The sequence below is a fragment of the Nocardia sp. CA-136227 genome, from assembly GCF_050955695.1.
Classification (GTDB): Bacteria; Actinomycetota; Actinomycetes; order Mycobacteriales; family Mycobacteriaceae; genus Nocardia.
In genome coordinates this window covers 7,350,023-7,368,489 of sequence record NZ_CP192081.1, presented here as the reverse complement: position 1 = coordinate 7,368,489, position 18,467 = coordinate 7,350,023, and the positions used below count along the sequence as shown (strand labels likewise).

Annotated in this window: 18 protein-coding genes; 12 read left to right on the top strand and 6 right to left on the bottom strand. The window is 68.7% G+C overall.

The window, feature by feature from the left end; translation table 11 throughout:
• Positions 1 to 9: 9 nt before the first annotated feature.
• Positions 10 to 1,170 carry a zinc-binding dehydrogenase gene (locus tag ACQP06_RS34125; RefSeq protein ID WP_433669163.1) on the bottom strand — a complete coding sequence of 387 codons (1,161 nt, stop codon included), beginning with the start codon at positions 1,168 to 1,170 and terminating at the stop codon, positions 10 to 12.
• A 102-nt stretch (positions 1,171 to 1,272) separates the two neighbouring features.
• Complete coding sequence (locus ACQP06_RS34120; RefSeq protein WP_433669161.1) at positions 1,273 to 2,955, bottom strand: MFS transporter; 1,683 nt, start codon at positions 2,953 to 2,955, stop codon at positions 1,273 to 1,275.
• A gap of 118 nt (positions 2,956 to 3,073) precedes the next feature.
• Between ACQP06_RS34120 and ACQP06_RS34115 the strand changes: the two genes are divergently transcribed.
• From ACQP06_RS34115 to ACQP06_RS34105, 3 genes are all read left to right on the top strand, one after another.
• Complete coding sequence (locus ACQP06_RS34115) at positions 3,074 to 3,589, top strand: MarR family winged helix-turn-helix transcriptional regulator (protein WP_433669159.1); 516 nt, start codon at positions 3,074 to 3,076, stop codon at positions 3,587 to 3,589.
• A 68-nt stretch (positions 3,590 to 3,657) separates the two neighbouring features.
• Entirely contained in the window at positions 3,658 to 4,560 is a 903-nt protein-coding gene (locus ACQP06_RS34110) for a haloalkane dehalogenase (protein ID WP_433669157.1), read from the top strand.
• 55 nt (positions 4,561 to 4,615) lie between these two features.
• The gene (locus ACQP06_RS34105; RefSeq protein ID WP_433669155.1) at positions 4,616 to 5,461 is read left to right on the top strand and encodes an RNA polymerase sigma factor; all 846 of its coding nucleotides are present in this window, start codon (positions 4,616 to 4,618) and stop codon (positions 5,459 to 5,461) included.
• Positions 5,462 to 5,485: 24 nt separating this feature from the next.
• Here the strand turns inward: ACQP06_RS34105 and ACQP06_RS34100 are convergent, their stop codons facing one another.
• Positions 5,486 to 5,962, bottom strand: coding sequence for a winged helix-turn-helix transcriptional regulator (locus ACQP06_RS34100; protein WP_433669154.1), 477 nt, complete (start codon positions 5,960 to 5,962; stop codon positions 5,486 to 5,488).
• A 123-nt stretch (positions 5,963 to 6,085) separates the two neighbouring features.
• Between ACQP06_RS34100 and ACQP06_RS34095 the strand changes: the two genes are divergently transcribed.
• Positions 6,086 to 6,580 (top strand): SRPBCC family protein, encoded by a 495-nt coding sequence (locus ACQP06_RS34095; protein ID WP_433669152.1) that lies wholly within the window; start codon positions 6,086 to 6,088, stop codon positions 6,578 to 6,580.
• A 22-nt stretch (positions 6,581 to 6,602) separates the two neighbouring features.
• Here the strand turns inward: ACQP06_RS34095 and ACQP06_RS34090 are convergent, their stop codons facing one another.
• A complete protein-coding gene (locus ACQP06_RS34090) occupies positions 6,603 to 7,496 on the bottom strand; it encodes an LLM class flavin-dependent oxidoreductase (RefSeq protein WP_433669151.1) in 894 nt (297 codons plus the stop codon).
• 134 nt (positions 7,497 to 7,630) lie between these two features.
• On the opposite strand from ACQP06_RS34090, the gene ACQP06_RS34085 reads away from it, so the two are divergent.
• The 8 genes from ACQP06_RS34085 to ACQP06_RS34050 all read left to right on the top strand — a co-directional run bounded on the left by ACQP06_RS34085 (position 7,631) and on the right by ACQP06_RS34050 (position 16,246).
• Entirely contained in the window at positions 7,631 to 8,269 is a 639-nt protein-coding gene (locus tag ACQP06_RS34085) for an endonuclease (RefSeq protein ID WP_433669150.1), read from the top strand.
• Between the two features lie 62 nt (positions 8,270 to 8,331).
• Entirely contained in the window at positions 8,332 to 9,402 is a 1,071-nt protein-coding gene (locus ACQP06_RS34080; protein ID WP_433669148.1) for a DUF1707 SHOCT-like domain-containing protein, read from the top strand.
• An 8-nt stretch (positions 9,403 to 9,410) separates the two neighbouring features.
• On the top strand, positions 9,411 to 10,184 hold the full coding sequence (locus ACQP06_RS34075) for a DUF1707 SHOCT-like domain-containing protein (protein WP_433669147.1): 774 nt from the start codon (positions 9,411 to 9,413) through the stop codon (positions 10,182 to 10,184).
• A 276-nt stretch (positions 10,185 to 10,460) separates the two neighbouring features.
• On the top strand, positions 10,461 to 12,299 hold the full coding sequence (dnaK, locus tag ACQP06_RS34070) for a molecular chaperone DnaK (RefSeq protein WP_433669146.1): 1,839 nt from the start codon (positions 10,461 to 10,463) through the stop codon (positions 12,297 to 12,299).
• 20 nt (positions 12,300 to 12,319) lie between these two features.
• Positions 12,320 to 12,904: a nucleotide exchange factor GrpE gene (gene grpE, locus ACQP06_RS34065; protein ID WP_433673511.1), complete on the top strand. Its 585-nt coding sequence runs from the start codon at positions 12,320 to 12,322 to the stop codon at positions 12,902 to 12,904.
• Between the two features lie 54 nt (positions 12,905 to 12,958).
• Entirely contained in the window at positions 12,959 to 14,143 is a 1,185-nt protein-coding gene (gene dnaJ, locus ACQP06_RS34060; RefSeq protein WP_433669144.1) for a molecular chaperone DnaJ, read from the top strand.
• Complete coding sequence (locus tag ACQP06_RS34055; protein ID WP_433669142.1) at positions 14,143 to 14,538, top strand: heat shock protein transcriptional repressor HspR; 396 nt, start codon at positions 14,143 to 14,145, stop codon at positions 14,536 to 14,538. The genes dnaJ and ACQP06_RS34055 overlap by 1 nt, the downstream gene beginning before the upstream one ends.
• A 538-nt stretch (positions 14,539 to 15,076) precedes the next feature.
• Positions 15,077 to 16,246 carry a globin domain-containing protein gene (locus ACQP06_RS34050; RefSeq protein WP_433669140.1) on the top strand — a complete coding sequence of 390 codons (1,170 nt, stop codon included), beginning with the start codon at positions 15,077 to 15,079 and terminating at the stop codon, positions 16,244 to 16,246.
• A gap of 21 nt (positions 16,247 to 16,267) precedes the next feature.
• On the opposite strand, the gene ACQP06_RS34045 is transcribed toward ACQP06_RS34050, so the two are convergent.
• Positions 16,268 to 17,053 carry an FAD-binding oxidoreductase gene (locus tag ACQP06_RS34045; protein WP_433669139.1) on the bottom strand — a complete coding sequence of 262 codons (786 nt, stop codon included), beginning with the start codon at positions 17,051 to 17,053 and terminating at the stop codon, positions 16,268 to 16,270.
• A 210-nt stretch (positions 17,054 to 17,263) separates the two neighbouring features.
• The gene (locus ACQP06_RS34040) at positions 17,264 to 18,424 is read right to left on the bottom strand and encodes a globin domain-containing protein (protein ID WP_357094304.1); all 1,161 of its coding nucleotides are present in this window, start codon (positions 18,422 to 18,424) and stop codon (positions 17,264 to 17,266) included.
• Positions 18,425 to 18,467: the final 43 nt, after the last annotated feature.

The window sequence follows — 18,467 nt, the reverse complement described above, 5'->3', positions numbered from 1 at the left end:
CGTCCCCGGTCAGGGTGCGGTGCGGTCGCTGCGCGGGTCGATGAGGATCTTGGCGTGGTGCTCGGGCGAGGCGAGGGCGGCGAAGGCGGTGTCGATACCGTCGAGGCCCACGGTGCCCGTGATCAGCGGTGACGGGTCGACCTTGCCGTCGGCGATCATGTGCAGGGTGTCGCGGAATTCGCCGGGGTCGTAGCCGAGCACGAAGCGCAGCTCGATCTCCTTGTTGATGGCGGTGGCGGGATGGAAGGCGTCCTGCTGCATGCACACGCCGACGACCACGACCCGGGTCAACGGCGGTGCGGCGGTGAGGATCTGGTCGATGATGCCCGGCACGCCGACACATTCGAAGACGACCGGACCGGAGGGTCCGCGCTGGAGCGTGTGGGCCGCGCGGAACAGGTACCACCACGGAATATTGGGGAGGCGCCGCAGGCGTTCCATGGCGTCGAAGCCGAGGTTGAGGATGTCGGCGGCGCCGGTGATGCGGGACTTCTTCGGCGTCGACTCCCACGGGGATTCGGTGGTCGGGTCGACCACCACGTCGGCTCCGCAGGCCGCGGCCAGTTCCCGGCGGCGGGGGGAGAAGTCGCTGGCGACGACGGTGTGGACGCCGGCGGCCTTCAGCATGGAGATGACGGCCAGGCCGATCGGCCCGCAGCCGATGACGAAAGCGGTCTGGCCCTTGGTGATCCGGCTTTTGCGGACCGCGTGCCAGGCCACGGCCATGGGTTCGGTGAGGGCCGCGTGGTCGGGGGCGAGGCCGTTGGGGACCGGGAAGGTCATGGGTTCCTGGATCAGGACCTGTTCGGCGTAGCCGCCCGGCGCGTGCGCGGACAGTCCCGTCAGTTCCGGCTGGCGGCCGGTGCGCAGGATCGGCAGGGCGACCACGGGGGTGCCGGGCTTCCAGCGCCGCCGGGTGCCGGGTCCGTATTCCTCGATCTCCCCGGTGAATTCGTGGCCCATGACGATGCGCTGTTCCGAGCGCATGAACCGGTCGTATCCGGTGGCGGCGGCCAGGTCGGCGAGTTCGTCGCAGTGCAGGCGGGCGTGCAGGTCGGAGCCGCAGATGCCGCAGCGGGTGACGGAGATGAGCACTTGGCCCGGCCCCGGCACGGGAGTCGGGAGGTCCTCGACCTGGAATTCGCCCTTACTGACCACGGCCGCGCGCATGACTGGCTCCTGTCGGAAGTCGGTGATTCGTCTGGAATTCTTCCTCGGAAGCGGCCGCCGGTCCGAGGAATTCCCCGAACCGGCGGCCGTCGCGCGTGGCGGTCAGACCCCGACCAGGTCTTCCTCGGCCGCCATCTCGTGTTGTTCGAGCCGGGTGTCGCCCGGCAGCACCAGGAATCCGACGCAGACCAGGGCCATCAGCCCGATGCCCCACCACAGCGTGTACTGGAAGGTGTGCGCGAAGTTCACCGCATTGGCGTCTTCGCCGGCCCGCGTGAGGATCCCGCCGATCGCGGGGTCCGCGGGAGCGGACTGGCAGCTGGCCGGAACGACCGACGGATCCACCTCGCCGGAGCGGTCCCGCACGCAGGCGGAGAAGCTCGCGAGAATCTGCTCCCGCGCGCCGTCCGGCACCCCGGCGGTGGCCAGCTCCGTGCGGGTCTGCGCCGCGACGGAATCCACGCCGCGCGCCGAATCGTGATCCAGCTGCCCGAAGAACAGGATCCCGACCAGCGCCACACCCAGCGCCAGACCCAGCTGCTGTCCGGTGTTCAGCAGCCCGGACGCGGCTCCGGCCTCACGGTCGGGAATCTGCCCGAGCAGCATGTCGATGGTCGGCGCGACCACGATGCCGAATCCGATACCGGTCACCACCAGCGGGAACACCATCTGCCAGGAGGCGAAATCGGATTCGTAGTGGGTGGCCAGCGCACCGTAGAAGGCGAATCCGCCCGCGGTGATCAGCCCGCCGACCAGCAGCACCCACTTGCCGAACCGTGGCGCGAGGGCGCTCACCGAGACGCCCGCCCCGATGCCCGCGCCGACCGCGAAGAACGCCGAGGTGAGGCCGGCCCGCATGGGCGACCAGCCGAGCCCGGCCTGCATGAACAGCGTCCAGATCAGGAAGAACCCGCCGAATCCGATCCAGAACAGCAGCCAGCTGGCCAGCCCGACCGTGAACGGCCGCGACCGGAACAGCTCCAGGTCGACCAGCGGCGACCCGACGGTGCGGGCTCGCCACCGCTCGTAGACCAGGAAGGCCGCGAAGGTCACCGCCGCCGCCCCGATCATGACGAAAGTCCAGGCGGGCCAATCCAATCGACGGCCCTCGGTGAGCGGGTACACCAAAAGCAGCACCGCGGAGATGGCCAGCACCATGCCGACGATGTCCAGCCGCGGCGCGTGTGTGGACCGCGAATCCCGCATGACCACGGCGGCCGCGCCCAGCGCGAGCAGCCCGACCGGCACGTTCACCAGGAAGATCGGCCGCCAGTCCAGGTCGAACAGATTCCACTCGACGAGCAGCCCGCCCAGGGACAGCCCGACCGCCGACGCGGATCCGCCGACGCCGCTGTACACGGCGATCGCCTTGGCGCGCTCGTTCTTCGGGAAGGTGACGCGGATGATGGCCAGGATCTGCGGCACCATGAGCCCGGCCATCGCGCCCTGCACGAACCGGGAGCCGATGAGCATGCCGGGCGAGGTCGCCAGGCCGCAGGCCAGCGAGGCCGCGGTGAATCCGGCGACGCCGATCAGGAACAGGCGTTTGCGGCCGTAGATGTCGCCGAGCCGGCCGCCGGTGATGAGCACGGCCGCGAAGGACAGCACGTACGCGGCGATGATCCATTCGATCTGCGAGTAGGCCGCGCCCAGGTCCTTCTGGATGCTGGGGACGGCGACATTGACGATGGTGACGTCGAGCAGGTCCATGAATCCCGCGGCCAGCACGACGGCGAAGGCGATCCAGCGGCGTGGATCGAGGGTGGGGGTGTTGTCGGTATCCACTGCGAACTCTCTTCGATTCGGTGTGGGTGGAGGTCCGCTTCAAACTATGCACCTGAAGTGATTATCAAACAAGGGGGCAATCACTGATTGTGCGCATGGGTCGGGCTACGCTATGCGGGTGAACGACGTCGATCCCCAGCGTGCGCCCCTCGTCGACAGCGCCGCGTTCCTGTTCGCGCAGCTGGGTTCCCACTCCGCGTACCGCTTCGACCAGCTGCTCGGCCCCCTGGGCATCAAGCCGCCGCAGTACGGAACGTTGCGCATGCTCGAGGCCAATGACGGCCGCACCCAGCAACAACTCTGCGACGCGCTCGGGATCCACCGCAACGTGATGGTCAGCCTGATCGACGACCTGGAGAAGCGCGGCCTGGTCGAACGCCGCAAACACCCCGCCGACCGGCGCGCGCACGCCGTGCACCTGCTGCCCGCCGGACGCGAGATGATCGGCCGCGCGGCGGGATTGGCCGAACAGCTCAATGCCGAACTGCTCGAGCCCCTCGAACCGGGGGACCGGCCGAAACTGCTCGCCATGCTGCAGCGGGCCGCGGTCGGCAACGGCCTCACTCCCGGCGTCCACCCGGCCCTGACGGTCGAGCCGGGCACCGTGCCGATGTATGACGCAGGTCACATCTAGACCCGGTCACAAGCCGTCCCGGTGCGTGTCCAACCAGGTGTAGGCAACTCACCCGGAAGGACACCCCGATGGCCACCATCGACATTCTGGACTCGTTCATCAACTACACCGACACCGGAAGCGGTCCCGTCGCGGCCGGCACCGTCCCGGTCGTCTTCCTGCACGGCAACCCCACCTCGTCCTACATCTGGCGCGACGTGATCCCCCACGTGAGCGGTGCGGTGTCCGATGCGAGAACCCGGGTCTTCGCACCGGATCTCATCGGCATGGGCGCCTCCGGCAAGCCGGACAGCGACTACCGCTTCGTCGATCACGCCCGCTACCTGGACGCCTGGTTCGAGGCCCTGGGCCTGGACCAGGTCGTCATCGTCGGCCACGACTGGGGCGGCGCGCTCGGAATGGACTGGGCCGCACGCCATCCCGAACGGGTGCGCGGCATCGCCGTGGTGGAGACCTTCCTGCGCCCCATGAACTGGTCGGACATGCCGCCGCAGGGCGCGGAACTGTTCCGCCGCTTCCGTTCCCCCGAGGGCGAGGAGATGGTGCTGGAACGCAATATGTTCATCGAGTTCAACCTGCCCGCCTCCACCCGCACCCTCACCCCGGAGGCGCTCGACGCCTACCGCGCGCCGTACCCGACGCCGGAGTCGCGCAAGCCGATGCTGGTGTGGCCCAGGGAGTTCCCGCTCGACGGCGAGCCCGCCGACGTGGTCGCCATCATCGAGAACTACGACGCCTGGATGGCGGCCAGCCCGGAGGTGCCCAAGCTGCTCATGCACGTCGAGGACGGGGTCGGCCTGGGTTCGCCGGAGGCGATGGAGTGGGCGGTGCGCACCTTCGCGTCCGCAGAGCTCGCGAACATCGGCCCGGCCGGGCACCATTGCCCGGAGGATCAGCCCGACGCGATCGGCCTGGCGGTTGCCGACTGGCTGCGCAAGCACGCTCTGCTCACCGCGCCCGCCGTCGCCTGAGTGGCGGCCGGCCTGACGGCCCCGCGATGTCGGACCCGGTCCCTATGCTGGCGGTATGGAGACCGGATCGGAGATCGACGAGCGCGATCTCGTCGCGCGGGCCGTCGGCGGTGACCGCGCCGCTGTCGCGGATGTGGTTCGGCTGCTGCAGGATCCGATCTACCGGCTGGCGCTGCGCATGGTGTGGCGGCCCGCCGACGCCGAGGACGCCACCCAGGAGATCCTGTTGCGCGCGGTCGGCAATCTGGCGAGCTGGCGCGGCGAGGCCAAGCTCACCACCTGGGCGTACCGCATCGGCGTCAACTATCTGCTGAATCTGAAGCGGCAGACGCCACAGGAGCAGCGGCAGCTCAGCCTGGACGAGTTCGGCGAGGGACTGCGGGACGGCTTGGCGGAGGAGGACTATCGCGGTCCGGAGGCCACGCTGCTCACCCACGAGGTCCGCCTCAACTGCAGTCAGGCGATGCTGCAATGCCTGGGTCGCGACGAACGAGTCGCGTATGTGCTCTCCGATGTGTTCGAGGTGAACTCGGAGGAGGCCGCCTGGATCGTCGGCGCGACACCGGCCGCGTATCGGAAACGGGTGGAGCGGGCCAAGAAACGGCTCGGCAACTTCCTGCGGTCGACGTGTGGCCTGGCGAATCCGCAGGCGTTCTGCCGGTGCTCGCGGCGGGTGGAGAAGGCCGTCGAACTGGGTCGGGTGGATGTGCGGCGCCCGGCCTTCGCCGCGCACCCGGTGACGCCGGGCGGGCGGAGCGTGGCAGAGGCGGAGCGGCAGATGATCCGGCTGCACGACGCCGCGGCCGTGCTGGGCGCGCACCCGGATTACGCTGCGCCGCAGGCGAAGATGGAGGCCATCGCGGGGCTGTTGGCCTCGGGCCGGTTCCCGCTCCTGGAGTGAGGTTCGCTCCGGGATGAGGCTCCGCTAGGAGAGCGACGCCGGGGTCCCGTACTTCAATTCGTACGCCCACGGCGCGAGTTCCGCGGTCACGTCCGACAGCTCGGGCGTGGCGTCGCAGTCCGAACATTCCAGGCGCACGGCGACTTTCCCGCCGCAGCCGGTGTGCCGGTAGGTGACCGGCGGGCCGTCCGGCGCGGCCCAGCGGTCGCCCCATTCGGTGAGCGCGAGGATGACCGGTTTCAGGTCGAGTCCCTTGGCGGTGAGCAGGTATTCGGGATGGCCGCCGGTGCTGCGCTGCTCGAAGATCCCGGCCTCGACGAATTCGGCGAGCCGTTTGGTCAGGATGTTCGGCGCGATGCCGAGCGCGCGCTGGAACTCGGTGAACCGGGTCATGCCCGCGAACATGGCATTGCGCACGATCAGCAGGCTCCAGCGCTCGCCGACCAGCTCCAGCGTGCGTGCCGCCGAGCAGACCTCCCCTTCGTACATGCGTCCCAACATGACTCCAGGGTGACTCATCCGCTTGTGTGATGCAAGCAACGCCGCTATCGTGATGCAAGTAAGTTCTCGCGAGACAGTCCCCATCAACCCGCTGAACCCCTGAGAGAAGAGTCGGGACCTGCCATGACTGATCAGAACTTCACCACCTCCATCACCGTCGACCGCGCCCCCGCCGAGGTCTTCGCGGCCATCCTGAACGCCCGCGGCTGGTGGTCGCCCGGTATCAAGGGCGGCACCGAGCGGGCGGGTGACCGTTTCGTCTTCGAGGCCCCCGGCGTGCACCGCAGCGAGATCGAATTGACCGAGGTGGTGCCGGACGAGCGCGTGGTCTGGCTGGTGAAGGACAACTTCATGTCCTTCATCGAGGACCAGACCGAGTGGGTGAACACCGAGATGCGCTTCGATATCGCCGCGACCGACGGCGGCACCCGGCTCACCTTCACCCACGTCGGCCTGGTGCCGGACTACGAGTGCTACGACGCGTGCTCCCCGGCTTGGACCTTCTACATCACCGAGAGCCTGCGGGACCTGGTCACCACCGGCGTCGGCCAGCCCAGCGAGTTCCCGGGCCAGGTCGAGGCCGAGGCCGCCGCCGCGGCAGCGGCCGCGCAGCGCTGAATCGGACCCGAGCGGGGTCGAATCAGAACTCCGCCAACAGCTTTCGCGCGATGGGCACCACCTGCCGCGCGAAACGCTGCACCTGGTCGACGTCGAATCCGGGCGGCCAGTAGATGAAGGTGTCGAATCCGCCCGTGTGGGCGAGGTTCGCGATGATGGCCGCCCATTCCTCGGGCGATCCGTGGATCGGGTCGGTGCCCTGCGGATTCGGGTGCAGCGCGCGGTCGCTGACCACTCCGGGCAGCGCGGCCAGCCGGGCGATGGCGCGGGGGTCGCGGTCGTGCGCGCGGGCGGCCGCGTCGATGCGGGCATTGGCCGCGGACCACTGCTCCCACGGCATCCAATTGGGCAGTGGCGCAACCCATCCGTCGGCGGTCGCGCCGATCAGATCGAGGGCGTGCGGGCCCATGGCTCCCAGCCAGATCCCGATCGGGTGTCTGGGCGCGGGCCCGCCCTCGATGCCCTGCACCGTGTATTCGGTGCCGACCACCGACACCGGCTGTCCGGGCCGCCATTCGGCCCGGATGATGGCGATGCCCTCGGCGATGGCCATGAGCGCGGCCCGGCCCTTGCGGGCGGGGCCGCCCATGGCCACCACGCCGCTCTCGAAAGCGCCCGCCCCCAAACCCAATTCGAAGCGTCCGCCGCTGAGGATGTCGAAGGTGGCGGCCTGTTTGGCGAGCATGGCGGGTGTCCGCAGCGGCAGGTTGGCGACCCCGGGATAGAGGCTGACCCGCCCGGTCGCGGCGAGGCAGGCCCCGATGACGGCGAAGGCGTCGCCGAACTGCGCGTTGTAGGGGTGGTCCTGGATGCCGACCAGATCGAGTCCCTCGGCGTCGGCGGCGAGGGCCATGTCGATGACGTCCGGCAGCGCGGACGCGACGGGCGGGATCGAAATACCGAACCGGGCCTGCATCGAACCTCCTCTACCAGGGGAAATCCATACTTCTGATCTTCGTGGGCCACTGAGCACAACCCCGGCATTTCGGACCTCGACACGCATCCTGGGCGTGTCCGCGGGTATGCCGGGGAAGAGAGGAGGCGATGCCGATGACCGCGCAGGACACCGTGCGCACCCTGCTGGCCCGGGCCGGGACCGGTTATGCCGCCGAGGCCGGAATCCGGCTGGCCGACAAGCCCGCGCCGCTCTACCAACTCCTGATGCTCGCCCAGCTGCTCAGTACCCGGATCTCGGCCCGCATCGCGGTGGCCGCCGCCCGGGAACTCCGCGAGTCCGGCTACACCACCCCGCACCACGTAGCTGAGGCCGAGTGGTCGGATCTGGTCGCCGCGCTGGGCCGGGCCCATTACGTCCGCTACGACGAATCGAATGCCACCCGCCTGATCGCCAATGCCGCCGAGCTGATCGAGCGGTGGCACGGCGATATGCGCGGGCTCGCAATCGAATCCGGGCACGACCCAGCCGCCCTGGCCGAGCTGCTCCAGGGTTTCCGGGGCATCGGACCCGTCGGCGCGGACATCTACCTGCGCGAGGTGCAGGACACCTGGACCTGGCTCCGCCCCTACTTCGACGAGCGGGCCCGCCGCGGCGCGCGTGACCTGGGCCTGCCCACCGATCCGGCCGCTCTCGCCGCCCTGGCTCCGGCCGGCCACGACGCCGAACTGGCCGCGGCCCTGGTGCGCGTGACACTGGACCACGGGCTGAAAGACGAGCTCCGCATCGGATGAGCCACGCGATTCAGGCGTAGATAAGGCGCGCGACCGGACCGGAATCCGTCTACGATCCCCGCGTGAGCTCGAAAACGTCCGGATCGGCCGGGGATTCGCCCGCGGCCGGGCGTATGCGGGCGCGGGACATCGACCGGGTCAACGCGCGAACACTGCTCGACGCCGCCTACGCGGAGGGCGAGCTCGGGGCCGACGAGTATCACCAGCGGTCCGATCAGGCGCAGTCCGCGCAGACCCTCGGCGAATTGCAGCGGCTCATCGCCGATCTGCAGCCGAGCACCAAGACCGCCGACCTCACCCCGGCGCGCAAATGGTCGCGGCGGCCCGCCTCGGGCGGGTACCCGCCGCGGACGCGGGCCCGCGACGCCGATCGGCAGGCCACCTGCGTCCTGCTCGACGCCGCGCTCGCGGACGGGCAGCTGACCGCCGCCGACCACCGCACCCTCACCGAACTGGCCGGCGAGGCCCGGACCCTCGGCGACCTGTCCCAGCTCACCGACGATCTGCAGCGGCACGCCGACGCCGCCCCCGACCCGGTCCCGCCGAAGGCGCGGCGCGAGAACTGGTTCGCCGCCGGCGTCGCCGCGATGAGCATCGCGGTGGCGGTGGGCACCTTCCTGGCCGTGGCCCGCCCGGCCACCCCGCCCGCCGCGCCGCCCGCCGTGGACCTGGGCATCATCCAGCCGCTGGTGCTGCCCCGGCCGAAACTCACCGAGGCCGAGGGCATTTCGTACTTCCGGGACGCCTACAAGGCGAAGTTCGGCGACACCCTGCTCGACGAGGTGGACTTCTACCCCGGCTACGCGGTGTTCACGCGCGCGACGCAGGCCAATCGGAAGGTGCACTACAACTACTTCGGCGGTTTCGACCAGACCGACCAACCCCAGACCCGGGACCCGAAGACCCCGACCGTGGACCTGGCGGCCTTGAACGTGCAGGCCGTCGCGGCGCTGGCGGCTCAGGCTCCCGCCCTCACCAAGGTCGATCAGGGCGTGGTCAACTACATCGACATCCAGGGCAGCGGCACCGGCCCGGTGATCCGGCTCTATGTCGGCAACCAGGCCAAGGAGACCGGCTACGTCGAGGCCGCCCTCGACGGCCGGGTCACGCGCACCGTGGCGTTCGGGGGATAGGCGAGACCATGGCTGACGCACGCTCCCGGGGAGTCCGGGCCCGCGACACCGATCGCGTGGACGCCTGCACCCTGCTCGATTCGGCGCGTGACGCGGGTGAACTCACCGAGGCCGAACACGCGCACCGGACCGCGAAGGCCATGGCGGCCAAGACCTTCGGCGATCTTGACCTGGTGCTCGACGATCTGCAGATACCGGCCAATCTGGTGAATTCGCCGGTGGTGCGGGCGAATCGGCGCGGCCCGTCCACCCGCTGGAAGGTGGCGGCCGCGATCATGGTGGCGGCCGCCCTGCTCGGCGCGTTCGCGGGCTGCGTGTCCCGGGTCGCCGCGCCGAAGCCGGACCTGCCGGATCCGACCACGGGTCAGGGCCTGGCCAGTTTCGTCGAGGCCTACAAGGACCACTTCGGCGACACCAAGGCCGACGAGGTCACCCTGTTCCCCACCTACGCGGTCATCGAGCGGCGTCCGGCGGATCCGAACGCGCCGCGGGACGACTACTACCGCTACGACGGCAGTTTCCGCAGCACCGGTGACATTCCGCGGTCGCCGGGCACCGACATCATCGACCTGTCGGTCCTGGACCTGAAGAAGATCGCGGGCCTGCTCGCGGGCGCCCCGAAGTCGGCGGGCGTGCCGAACGGCCGGATCAGTCACATCATCATCGGGCGCGGCAAGGACGGCGGGCCGATGGTGACCGTGTACGCCGTGGACGGCGCCAAGTCCGGCTACATCAAGGTCACCGCCACCGGCGAGCCGATCATGCTCAACTGGCCCTCCTGATCGGTCACGATCCGGATCCATCCGTGGTTCCAGACCTGCCGGTACGGACACAATGGCAGAGTCCGCGCCTCGATCGCGGGCGTCGGGCCGCGCTCGCCCCCGAAGAAATTTTCTGTGACTCGTGGAATAGATGACGCGCGCCGCCCGTTGGGACAGGTCAGCAAGGTTGAGCGAGTTCGACTCAAGTTCAAGTTGCGTACCGCCGCCGGCGGAGGCAGGATTGAGCCGACCACGCTCAGTGTCACTGAGATGTAGTGCCAACTAGGAGGAATCACCATGGCTCGTGCGGTCGGTATCGACCTCGGGACCACGAACTCTGTCATCGCCGTTCTCGAAGGCGGCGAGCCGGTCGTCGTGGCCAATTCGGAAGGATCGCGGACCACCCCCTCGGTCGTCGCGTTCGCCAAGAACGGTGAGGTGCTCGTCGGGCAGCCCGCCAAGAACCAGGCCGTCACCAACGTCGACCGCACCATCAAGTCCGTCAAGCGCCACATGGGCGAGGACTGGTCGGTCGAGATCGACGGCAAGAAGTACACCCCGCAGGAGATCTCCGCGCGCACGCTGATGAAGCTGAAGCGCGACGCCGAGGCCTACCTGGGTGAAGAGATCACCGACGCCGTGATCACCGTCCCCGCCTACTTCGAGGACGCGCAGCGCCAGGCCACCAAGGAGGCCGGCCAGATCGCGGGCCTGAACGTCCTGCGCATCGTCAACGAGCCGACCGCGGCCGCGCTGGCCTACGGCCTCGACAAGGGCGACAAGGAACAGACCATCCTGGTCTTCGACCTCGGTGGCGGTACCTTCGACGTCTCGCTGCTGGAGATCGGCGAGGGCGTCGTCGAGGTCCGCGCGACCTCCGGTGACAACCACCTCGGTGGCGACGACTGGGACGAGCGCATCGTCGGCTGGCTGGTCGACAAGTTCAAGGGCACCTCGGGCATCGACCTGACCAAGGACAAGATGGCCATGCAGCGTCTCCGTGAGGCTGCCGAGAAGGCCAAGATCGAACTGTCGTCCTCGCAGTCGACCTCGATCAACCTGCCCTACATCACCGTGGACGCGGACAAGAACCCGCTGTTCCTCGACGAGCAGCTGACCCGCTCGGAGTTCCAGAAGATCACCTCCGATCTGCTGGACCGCACCCGCAAGCCGTTCCAGTCGGTCATCAAGGACGCCGGCATCGCGGTCGGCGACATCGACCACGTGGTGCTCGTCGGTGGCTCGACCCGTATGCCCGCCGTCTCCGAGCTGGTCAAGGAACTGACCGGCGGCCAGGAGCCGAACAAGGGAGTGAACCCGGACGAGGTCGTCGCCGTCGGCGCCGCCCTGCAGGCCGGTGTGCTCAAGGGTGAGGTCAAGGACGTCCTGCTGCTCGATGTCACCCCGCTGTCGCTGGGCATCGAGACCAAGGGCGGCGTGATGACCAAGCTCATCGAGCGCAACACCACGATCCCGACCAAGCGCTCGGAGACCTTCACCACGGCCGACGACAACCAGCCGTCCGTGCAGATCCAGGTCTTCCAGGGTGAGCGTGAGATCGCCTCGCACAACAAGCTGCTCGGATCGTTCGAGCTGACCGGCATCCCGCCGGCCCCGCGCGGCGTGCCGCAGATCGAGGTCACCTTCGACATCGACGCCAACGGCATCGTCCACGTGACGGCCAAGGACAAGGGCACCGGCAAGGAGAACACGATCAAGATCCAGGACGGCTCCGGCCTGTCCAAGGAGGAGATCGACCGGATGGTGAAGGACGCCGAGGCGCACGCCGCCGAGGACAAGGCGCGTCGCGAGGAGGCGGAGACCCGCAACCAGGCCGAGTCGCTGGTGCACCAGACCGAGAAGTTCATCAAGGACAACGAGGACAAGGTCCCGGCCGACGTCAAGACCAAGGTCGAGGCGGCCATCGTCGAAGCCAACGACGCGCTGAAGGGCACCGACATCGGGGTCATCAAGACCGCGGTGGAGAAGCTCGCCACCGAGTCGCAGGCGCTGGGCCAGGCCATCTACGAGGCCTCGGCCGCCGACCAGGCCGCGCAGGGCAACGGCGCGGGCGCGCCCGAGTCCGATGACACCGTCGTCGACGCCGAGGTGGTCGAGGAGCCGGAGAAGAAGTGACGAACCAGAACCCGGACAACATGGTCGATCCGGCCACGGGTGAGGTCTTCGAGGCCGCGGCGGACGCCGCCGCGGCCGCGGGGGCCGAGGGGACTCCCGAGGTCAGCGAGGACGCCCTCGCCGACGCGATCACGGCCGAACTGGCCGAGCGCACCTCCGATCTGCAGCGCCTGACCGCGGAATACGCCAACTACCGCCGCCGGGTCGAGCGGGACCGCAAGGTCACCATCGACACCGCCAAGGCCGCGGTGGTCAGCGAACTGCTGCCGGTGCTCGACGATCTGGACCGCGCTCGCGCGCACGGTGACCTGGACAACGGCCCGCTCAAGTCGGTCGCCGACAAGCTGGTCACCGCCCTGCAGAAGCAGGGCCTCGAGGAATTCGGTTCGGAGGGTGAGCCTTTCGACCCGACCCTGCACGAGGCCGTGCAGCACGAGGGCAGCGGTGCGGACCCGGTGCTGGGCATGGTGATGCGCAAGGGCTACCGCTTCGGCGATCGCGTGCTGCGGCACGCGCTGGTCGGCGTCACCGACGGTGTGGCGGATCTGTCTGCGGCGCAGCCGGATTCGCAGAACGCTGGCACCGATGCCGCTGGCACTGATTAACAGCGATCGGACGTACCCCACGTCCGCGGCAACACAGAAAGGAGGAGATGCCCGGTGAATCGAGAATGGCTCGAGAAGGACTTCTACAAGGATCTGGGTGTTTCCTCCGGCGCCACCCAGGACGAGATCAAGAAGGCCTACCGCAAACTGGCCCGAGACCTGCACCCGGACAAGAACCCCGGGGACAACAAGGCCGAGGAGCGGTTCAAGGCCGTCAGCGAGGCGAACGCCGTGCTGTCGGATCCGGAGAAGCGCAAGGAGTACGACGAGGCCCGCAAGCTGTTCGCGGGCGGCGGTTTCGGCCGCGGCGGATTCCCGCCCGGGGGCGGCTACGGCCAGCCCGGCGGCGGGTTCTCCGGTGGCGAGTTCAACCTGGGTGACATCTTCGGGGCCGGCGCCGGTGGCGCGGGCGCCGCGGATGGCGGCCTGGGTGACCTGCTGGGCGGACTGTTCAATCGCGGCGGCACGCGGGCGTCCTCGCGTCCCCGGCGCGGTTCGGACGTGGAGACCGAGACGACCCTCGGCTTCCGCGAGGCCGCCCAGGGCGTGACCGTTCCGCTGCGCATGACCAGCCCGGCCGCCTGCACCACCTGCCACGGCAGCGGCGCCAAGCCCGGCACCAGTCCGCGGGTTTGCCCGCACTGCAACGGAAGCGGCGTGGTCAGCCGGAACCAGGGCGCGTTCGGCTTCAGCGAGCCGTGCGAGGACTGCCGGGGCACCGGGTCGATCATCGACGACCCGTGCGTCGACTGCCGCGGTTCGGGCATCCAGAACCGGACCCGCACCATCACCGTGCGCATTCCCCCGGGCGTGCGCGACGGGCAGCGGATCCGGCTGGCCGGTCAGGGTGAGGCGGGCCTGCGCGGCGCGCCTCCGGGTGACCTGTACGTCACCGTGCACGTCAGCCAGGACAAGGTCTTCGGCCGCAATGGCGACGACCTGACCCTGGTGCTGCCGGTCTCCTACGCCGAACTGGTGCTGGGCACCACGGTGTCGGTGCCGACCCTGGACGGTCGGGTGGGCGTCAAGGTGCCGCCGGGCACCGCCGACGGCCGCACCCTGCGGGTGCGCGGGCGCGGTGTGCCCAAGCGTGACGGCGGCGCGGGTGACCTGCTGGTCACCGTGAAGGTCGCGGTCCCCCAGAAACTGGACGACGATGCCACCGAGGCGCTGCGGCGCTACGCGGAGGCGGAGAAGACCAGTGGGTTCGATCCCCGTGCGGGATGGGCAGGTGCGTAATGAGTTCCGATCCGAAGCACTCCGAGGCCCAGTACTTCCTGATCTCGGTGGCCGCGCAGCTGGCGGGCATGCACGCCCAGACGCTGCGCACCTATGACCGGCTGGGTCTGGTTACGCCGCAACGCACGTCGGGCGGCGGCCGGCGCTACTCGAACCGGGATGTGGAGCTGCTCCGCGAGGTGCAGCGCCTGTCCCAGGACGAGGGCGTGAACCTGGCCGGCATCAAACGGATCATCGAACTCACCAACCAGGTGGACGAGCTGCAGCAGCGGGTGAGCGAGCTGTCCGCCGAGGCGGAAAGGCTGCGGGCCGGGTACCGGCCCGCACACCTGACCCCTCAGCCCAGCACCGCTCTCGTGGTGTGGCAGCCCCGAAACCGGCGTAAGCCGCAGTAGGGCAAGACAAGCCGGAAGGCGGTGTCCCCCAGTGGGGCACCGCCTTTCTGCTGTCCGGATACCGGGATCCCGCCCGCTGACGTTCGCCCGGTGGCGATTGTTGCGGCCGATGTGCTGAGTTGCGACAGCGGACTGTGTGATTGGCGAAGTCCGATGAGGCTGTTTATAACAAACGGACCGGTAGGTTATTGATTGCTGCCGATCGTGAGTTTTGTCCGTATGCTGCAGGGGAATTCATGGCCTGACGTAGTTGCGGCGGGATCGCTGTTTTCCTGAGTCTTGCAAAACGGATCAGCCAGAATCGACGACTGAAAACCCGTGTCGCACGGCGTTTTCCAGTTGATCAGTCGGTTTTCGACTCAGAAGACCCGCAACGTTCACGTTTCCGAGGAATATAGGGCCTGTTATTGAAACGTCCCGTTCCGTTGCTGGCTAACCTCGCTTACACTTGCTTGGCAACGGCTGCTGTCGAGTGTCCCGCAGCACTTCACTCGCCGGTCACGCCTGCGTTCGATTGCGAAATGGGGTTGTGACACAAATGGATTCGCGGACCGTCGCATTGATAAGAACAACGTTCAAGGCGGTTGCTGCGGAAGAAGGTGGCCCCGAGAAACTCGCGCGGTCGTTCTACGCCATCCTCTTCACGGAGTACCCCCACGTGCGGGACTTCTTCCCCGCCGCCCTGGACGCCCAGCGCGACCGGCTGGTGAAGGCCATCGCCTACGTGGTGGACCGGCTGGAGGAACCCGACCGGCTGCTGCCCTTCCTGGCGCAGCTCGGCCGCGACCACCGCAAGTACGGCGTAGTGGCCGATCACTATGCGGCCGTGGGGAAATCGCTCAAGAGCGCGCTCGAGGCCTACGCGGGCACCGAGATCTGGACCGACGAGGTCGGCCGCGCCTGGGACGAGGGCATCGGCATCATCGCCGGCACCATGATCAAGGCCGCCGATGGCGAGAGCACCCCGCCGGTGTGGACCGGCACCGTCATCGAGCACCGCGAAGTGCTGCGCAACCTGGCGGTCGTGCGCTTGAAGCTGGACCAGCCCATGCAGTACGCGGCCGGTCAGTACATGAGCGTGCAGATCCCCTCCCGCCCGCGCATGTGGCGCTACCTGTCCCCGGCCATTCCGGCCAATGCCGACGGCGAACTGGAATTCCACATCCGCGGCGTCACCGGCGGCTGGGTCAGCCCGGCCATCGTCGGGCACAGCCGGGTCGGCGAGCAATGGCTGATCGGATCGCCGCTGGGCGGTCTCGGCGTGCCCCGCAACACCCGCCGCAAGATGCTGATGATCGGCTGCGGCACCGGCATCGCGCCGCTGCGCGCCCAGCTCATGGCCATGACCTCGCGCCGATCCAACCCCAAGGTGGATCTGTTCGTCGGCGGCCACTACCCGTGCGACCTCTACGACCTCGAGGTGCTCAGCCAATTGGCCTGCGCCAACAAGTGGCTCACCGTGCATCCGGTCACCGAGTCCACCGAGAACCCGTGGTGGCACTTCGACAATTCCGAGGAGACCCGCGAATACCCCGGCCTGCAACCGCGGGTGGTCGGTCAGATCGGCAAGATCGTGGCCGGCCACGGCTCCTGGGAGGACCGCGACGTACAGATCGTGGGAGCCCCGTCCATGGTGCAGACCACCAAGTTCCGGCTCATGGCGGCCGGCACCTCCACCGAGAACATCCGCCACGACCCGCTGTTCTGAGACACCCGCCGTCCCGAGGGCTCAGAAGCCTTCGTAGCGAATGGCTTCCGCGGGAGCGCCGATGGCGACGAGCTGGTCGATGGTGTTACGCACCATGGCCGCGCCGCCGCACACCAGGATCTGGTGGTGGTCCAGCGGACCGAACCGCTCCGGGATGTCCGCGATGGTGCCCGGCATCATCTCCTCCGGCCGGAAACCGATGTCGACGCGGCACTGCTCGTACCAGGTGTCGACGAAATCCGGGTCGTACTCGTCCTGCACCACGGGAACCACGGTGAGCCAGGGCATTTCGCCGGTCAGCAGGTAGAGCATGTCGGAGGCGTACAGGTCGCGCGGGTAGCGCGCCCCGACGAAGAGGTGGGTGCGCGGCGGCTGTTCGCGGCGCGAGAGATCCAGCAGCAGTGCGCGCATCGGCGCCAGCCCGACCCCGTCGGCGATCATGACCACCTCGGTGGCGTCCGGCTCCACCGCCAGCCAGCCGCCGGGCGCGCTGATCCGCCATTCGTCGCCGGGATGGGAGTCGGCCACGATGGAACCGCTGCACCATCCGCCCGGCAGGGTCCGCACATGGAATTCCAGCTTGCCGTCCAGCGACGGCGGCAGCGCGCAGTACATGCGGCGCACCATGTTCGGATGCTGCGGCGTGCGCACCTCCACCGACTGTCCCGCCGCGAACGGCACGAACTCGCCGATCAACCGCACCACCGTGGTGTCCTCGCGCAACCGGTGCGCCCCCACCACCGTGGCGGTCCACTCGGTCTGCGCGTCCAGGGGAATCGCGCCGGTCTCATCGGGGCCGATCGTCACTTACAACTCCTCAATATCAATTTGCCTCCGCTCCGCTCCGGCGGGTTCGCGGCCCCTGGTCCCGATTCTTCCCTCCTCCGCTTCGCTCCCCCGCTCCAAGGTGGAGGTCTATCAAGCCGCAGTCCAGAATCGGGACGGCCGCGAACCTTTGAGCTGATCAGCGAGCGTGGGAAGCCGAGCTGGCCAGGGCGGCAAGGTATTTCGATTGTCCTACACCGGATCTGAGCTTATCGCCGACTCCGGTGCTCCCACGGCGAGCAGGGCTCGCTTGGTGTCGGCGATCATGCGGGCCGAACCGGCGATCTGGATCTGCCGATCGGCCCAGGCGCCGAAGCTGGCCACCACCGCGCCCAGGTTCCCGATCAGCCGCCGATGCATGCCGAAGGGCGGGTCGGCGGGCGGGTAGGGGTGCCACCAGGGGTTGGTCTCGTTCTCGCAGACCGGGATCACCGTGAGCCACGGATTGGACTGCGAGAGCTGCCACATGTTCTCCACGTCGTAGAGGTCACACGGGTAGCGGCCGCCCATGAACAGGTGCACGCGCGGGTTGATGCCGCGCCGTCCCATCTCGATGAGCTGGGCCCGCAGCGGGGCGATGCCGGTGCCCGCGCCGATCATGAGCACGTCCTTGCGGCGGCTCAGGTCGACGTGCAGGCCGCCGAGCGGGGCGGCGATCATCCAGCGGTCGCCGACCTGGGTCTCGTTCACGATGCCGGGGCTGACCCAGCCGGTCCGGACCTTGCGCACGTGGAATTCGATCTCGCCGTACGGGTTGGTGGGGATGGCGGGGGACAGGTAGCGCCACATCTTGGGCCGCTGCGGGATGGCGACCGGCACGTACTGCCCGGCCTGGTAGGGGATGGGGGTGTCGGTCTGCAGGCGCACGATGGCCAGATCGTCCACCACCCGCCGGTGCCCGACCACGGTCGCCTCCCAATAGGGCTGCGACTTATCGGAATTCGCTCCGATGGCCATGGACGCCGAGATCAGGATGGTGATGTCACGCCAGCCCGCCTCGAGCGGCCGCGACCAGTTCGCAACCCCGTTGTAGCTCCGGAAGGCATGCAGCAGCGCGCGCCCGGCGATGTCGTAGTGCGCCGCTTCCACCCCGTACTTGCGGTGGTCGCGGGCGAGTTGCTCCAGGAAGCGCTGGGCACGATCCCAGTCCTCCAGGTTGTCGAGGACGAACGAGATGGCCGTGACCAACCGTTTCGCCTGCATGTCCATGGCGGAGGGGAAAAGTTCCCGCAAAGCGGGGATCTCCGCGAAAAGATGACCGTAGAACGCGCTGATCAGCCGTTCCGGCCCGTTGGGGGCCTCGACGACTGTCCGAAAGTTTGCGCGGACCAGCGCTGCCGAACGCGCATCCACGACGTCGAGCTTTCCTTCCTGTCCAACTACCCCGAACCGCCTG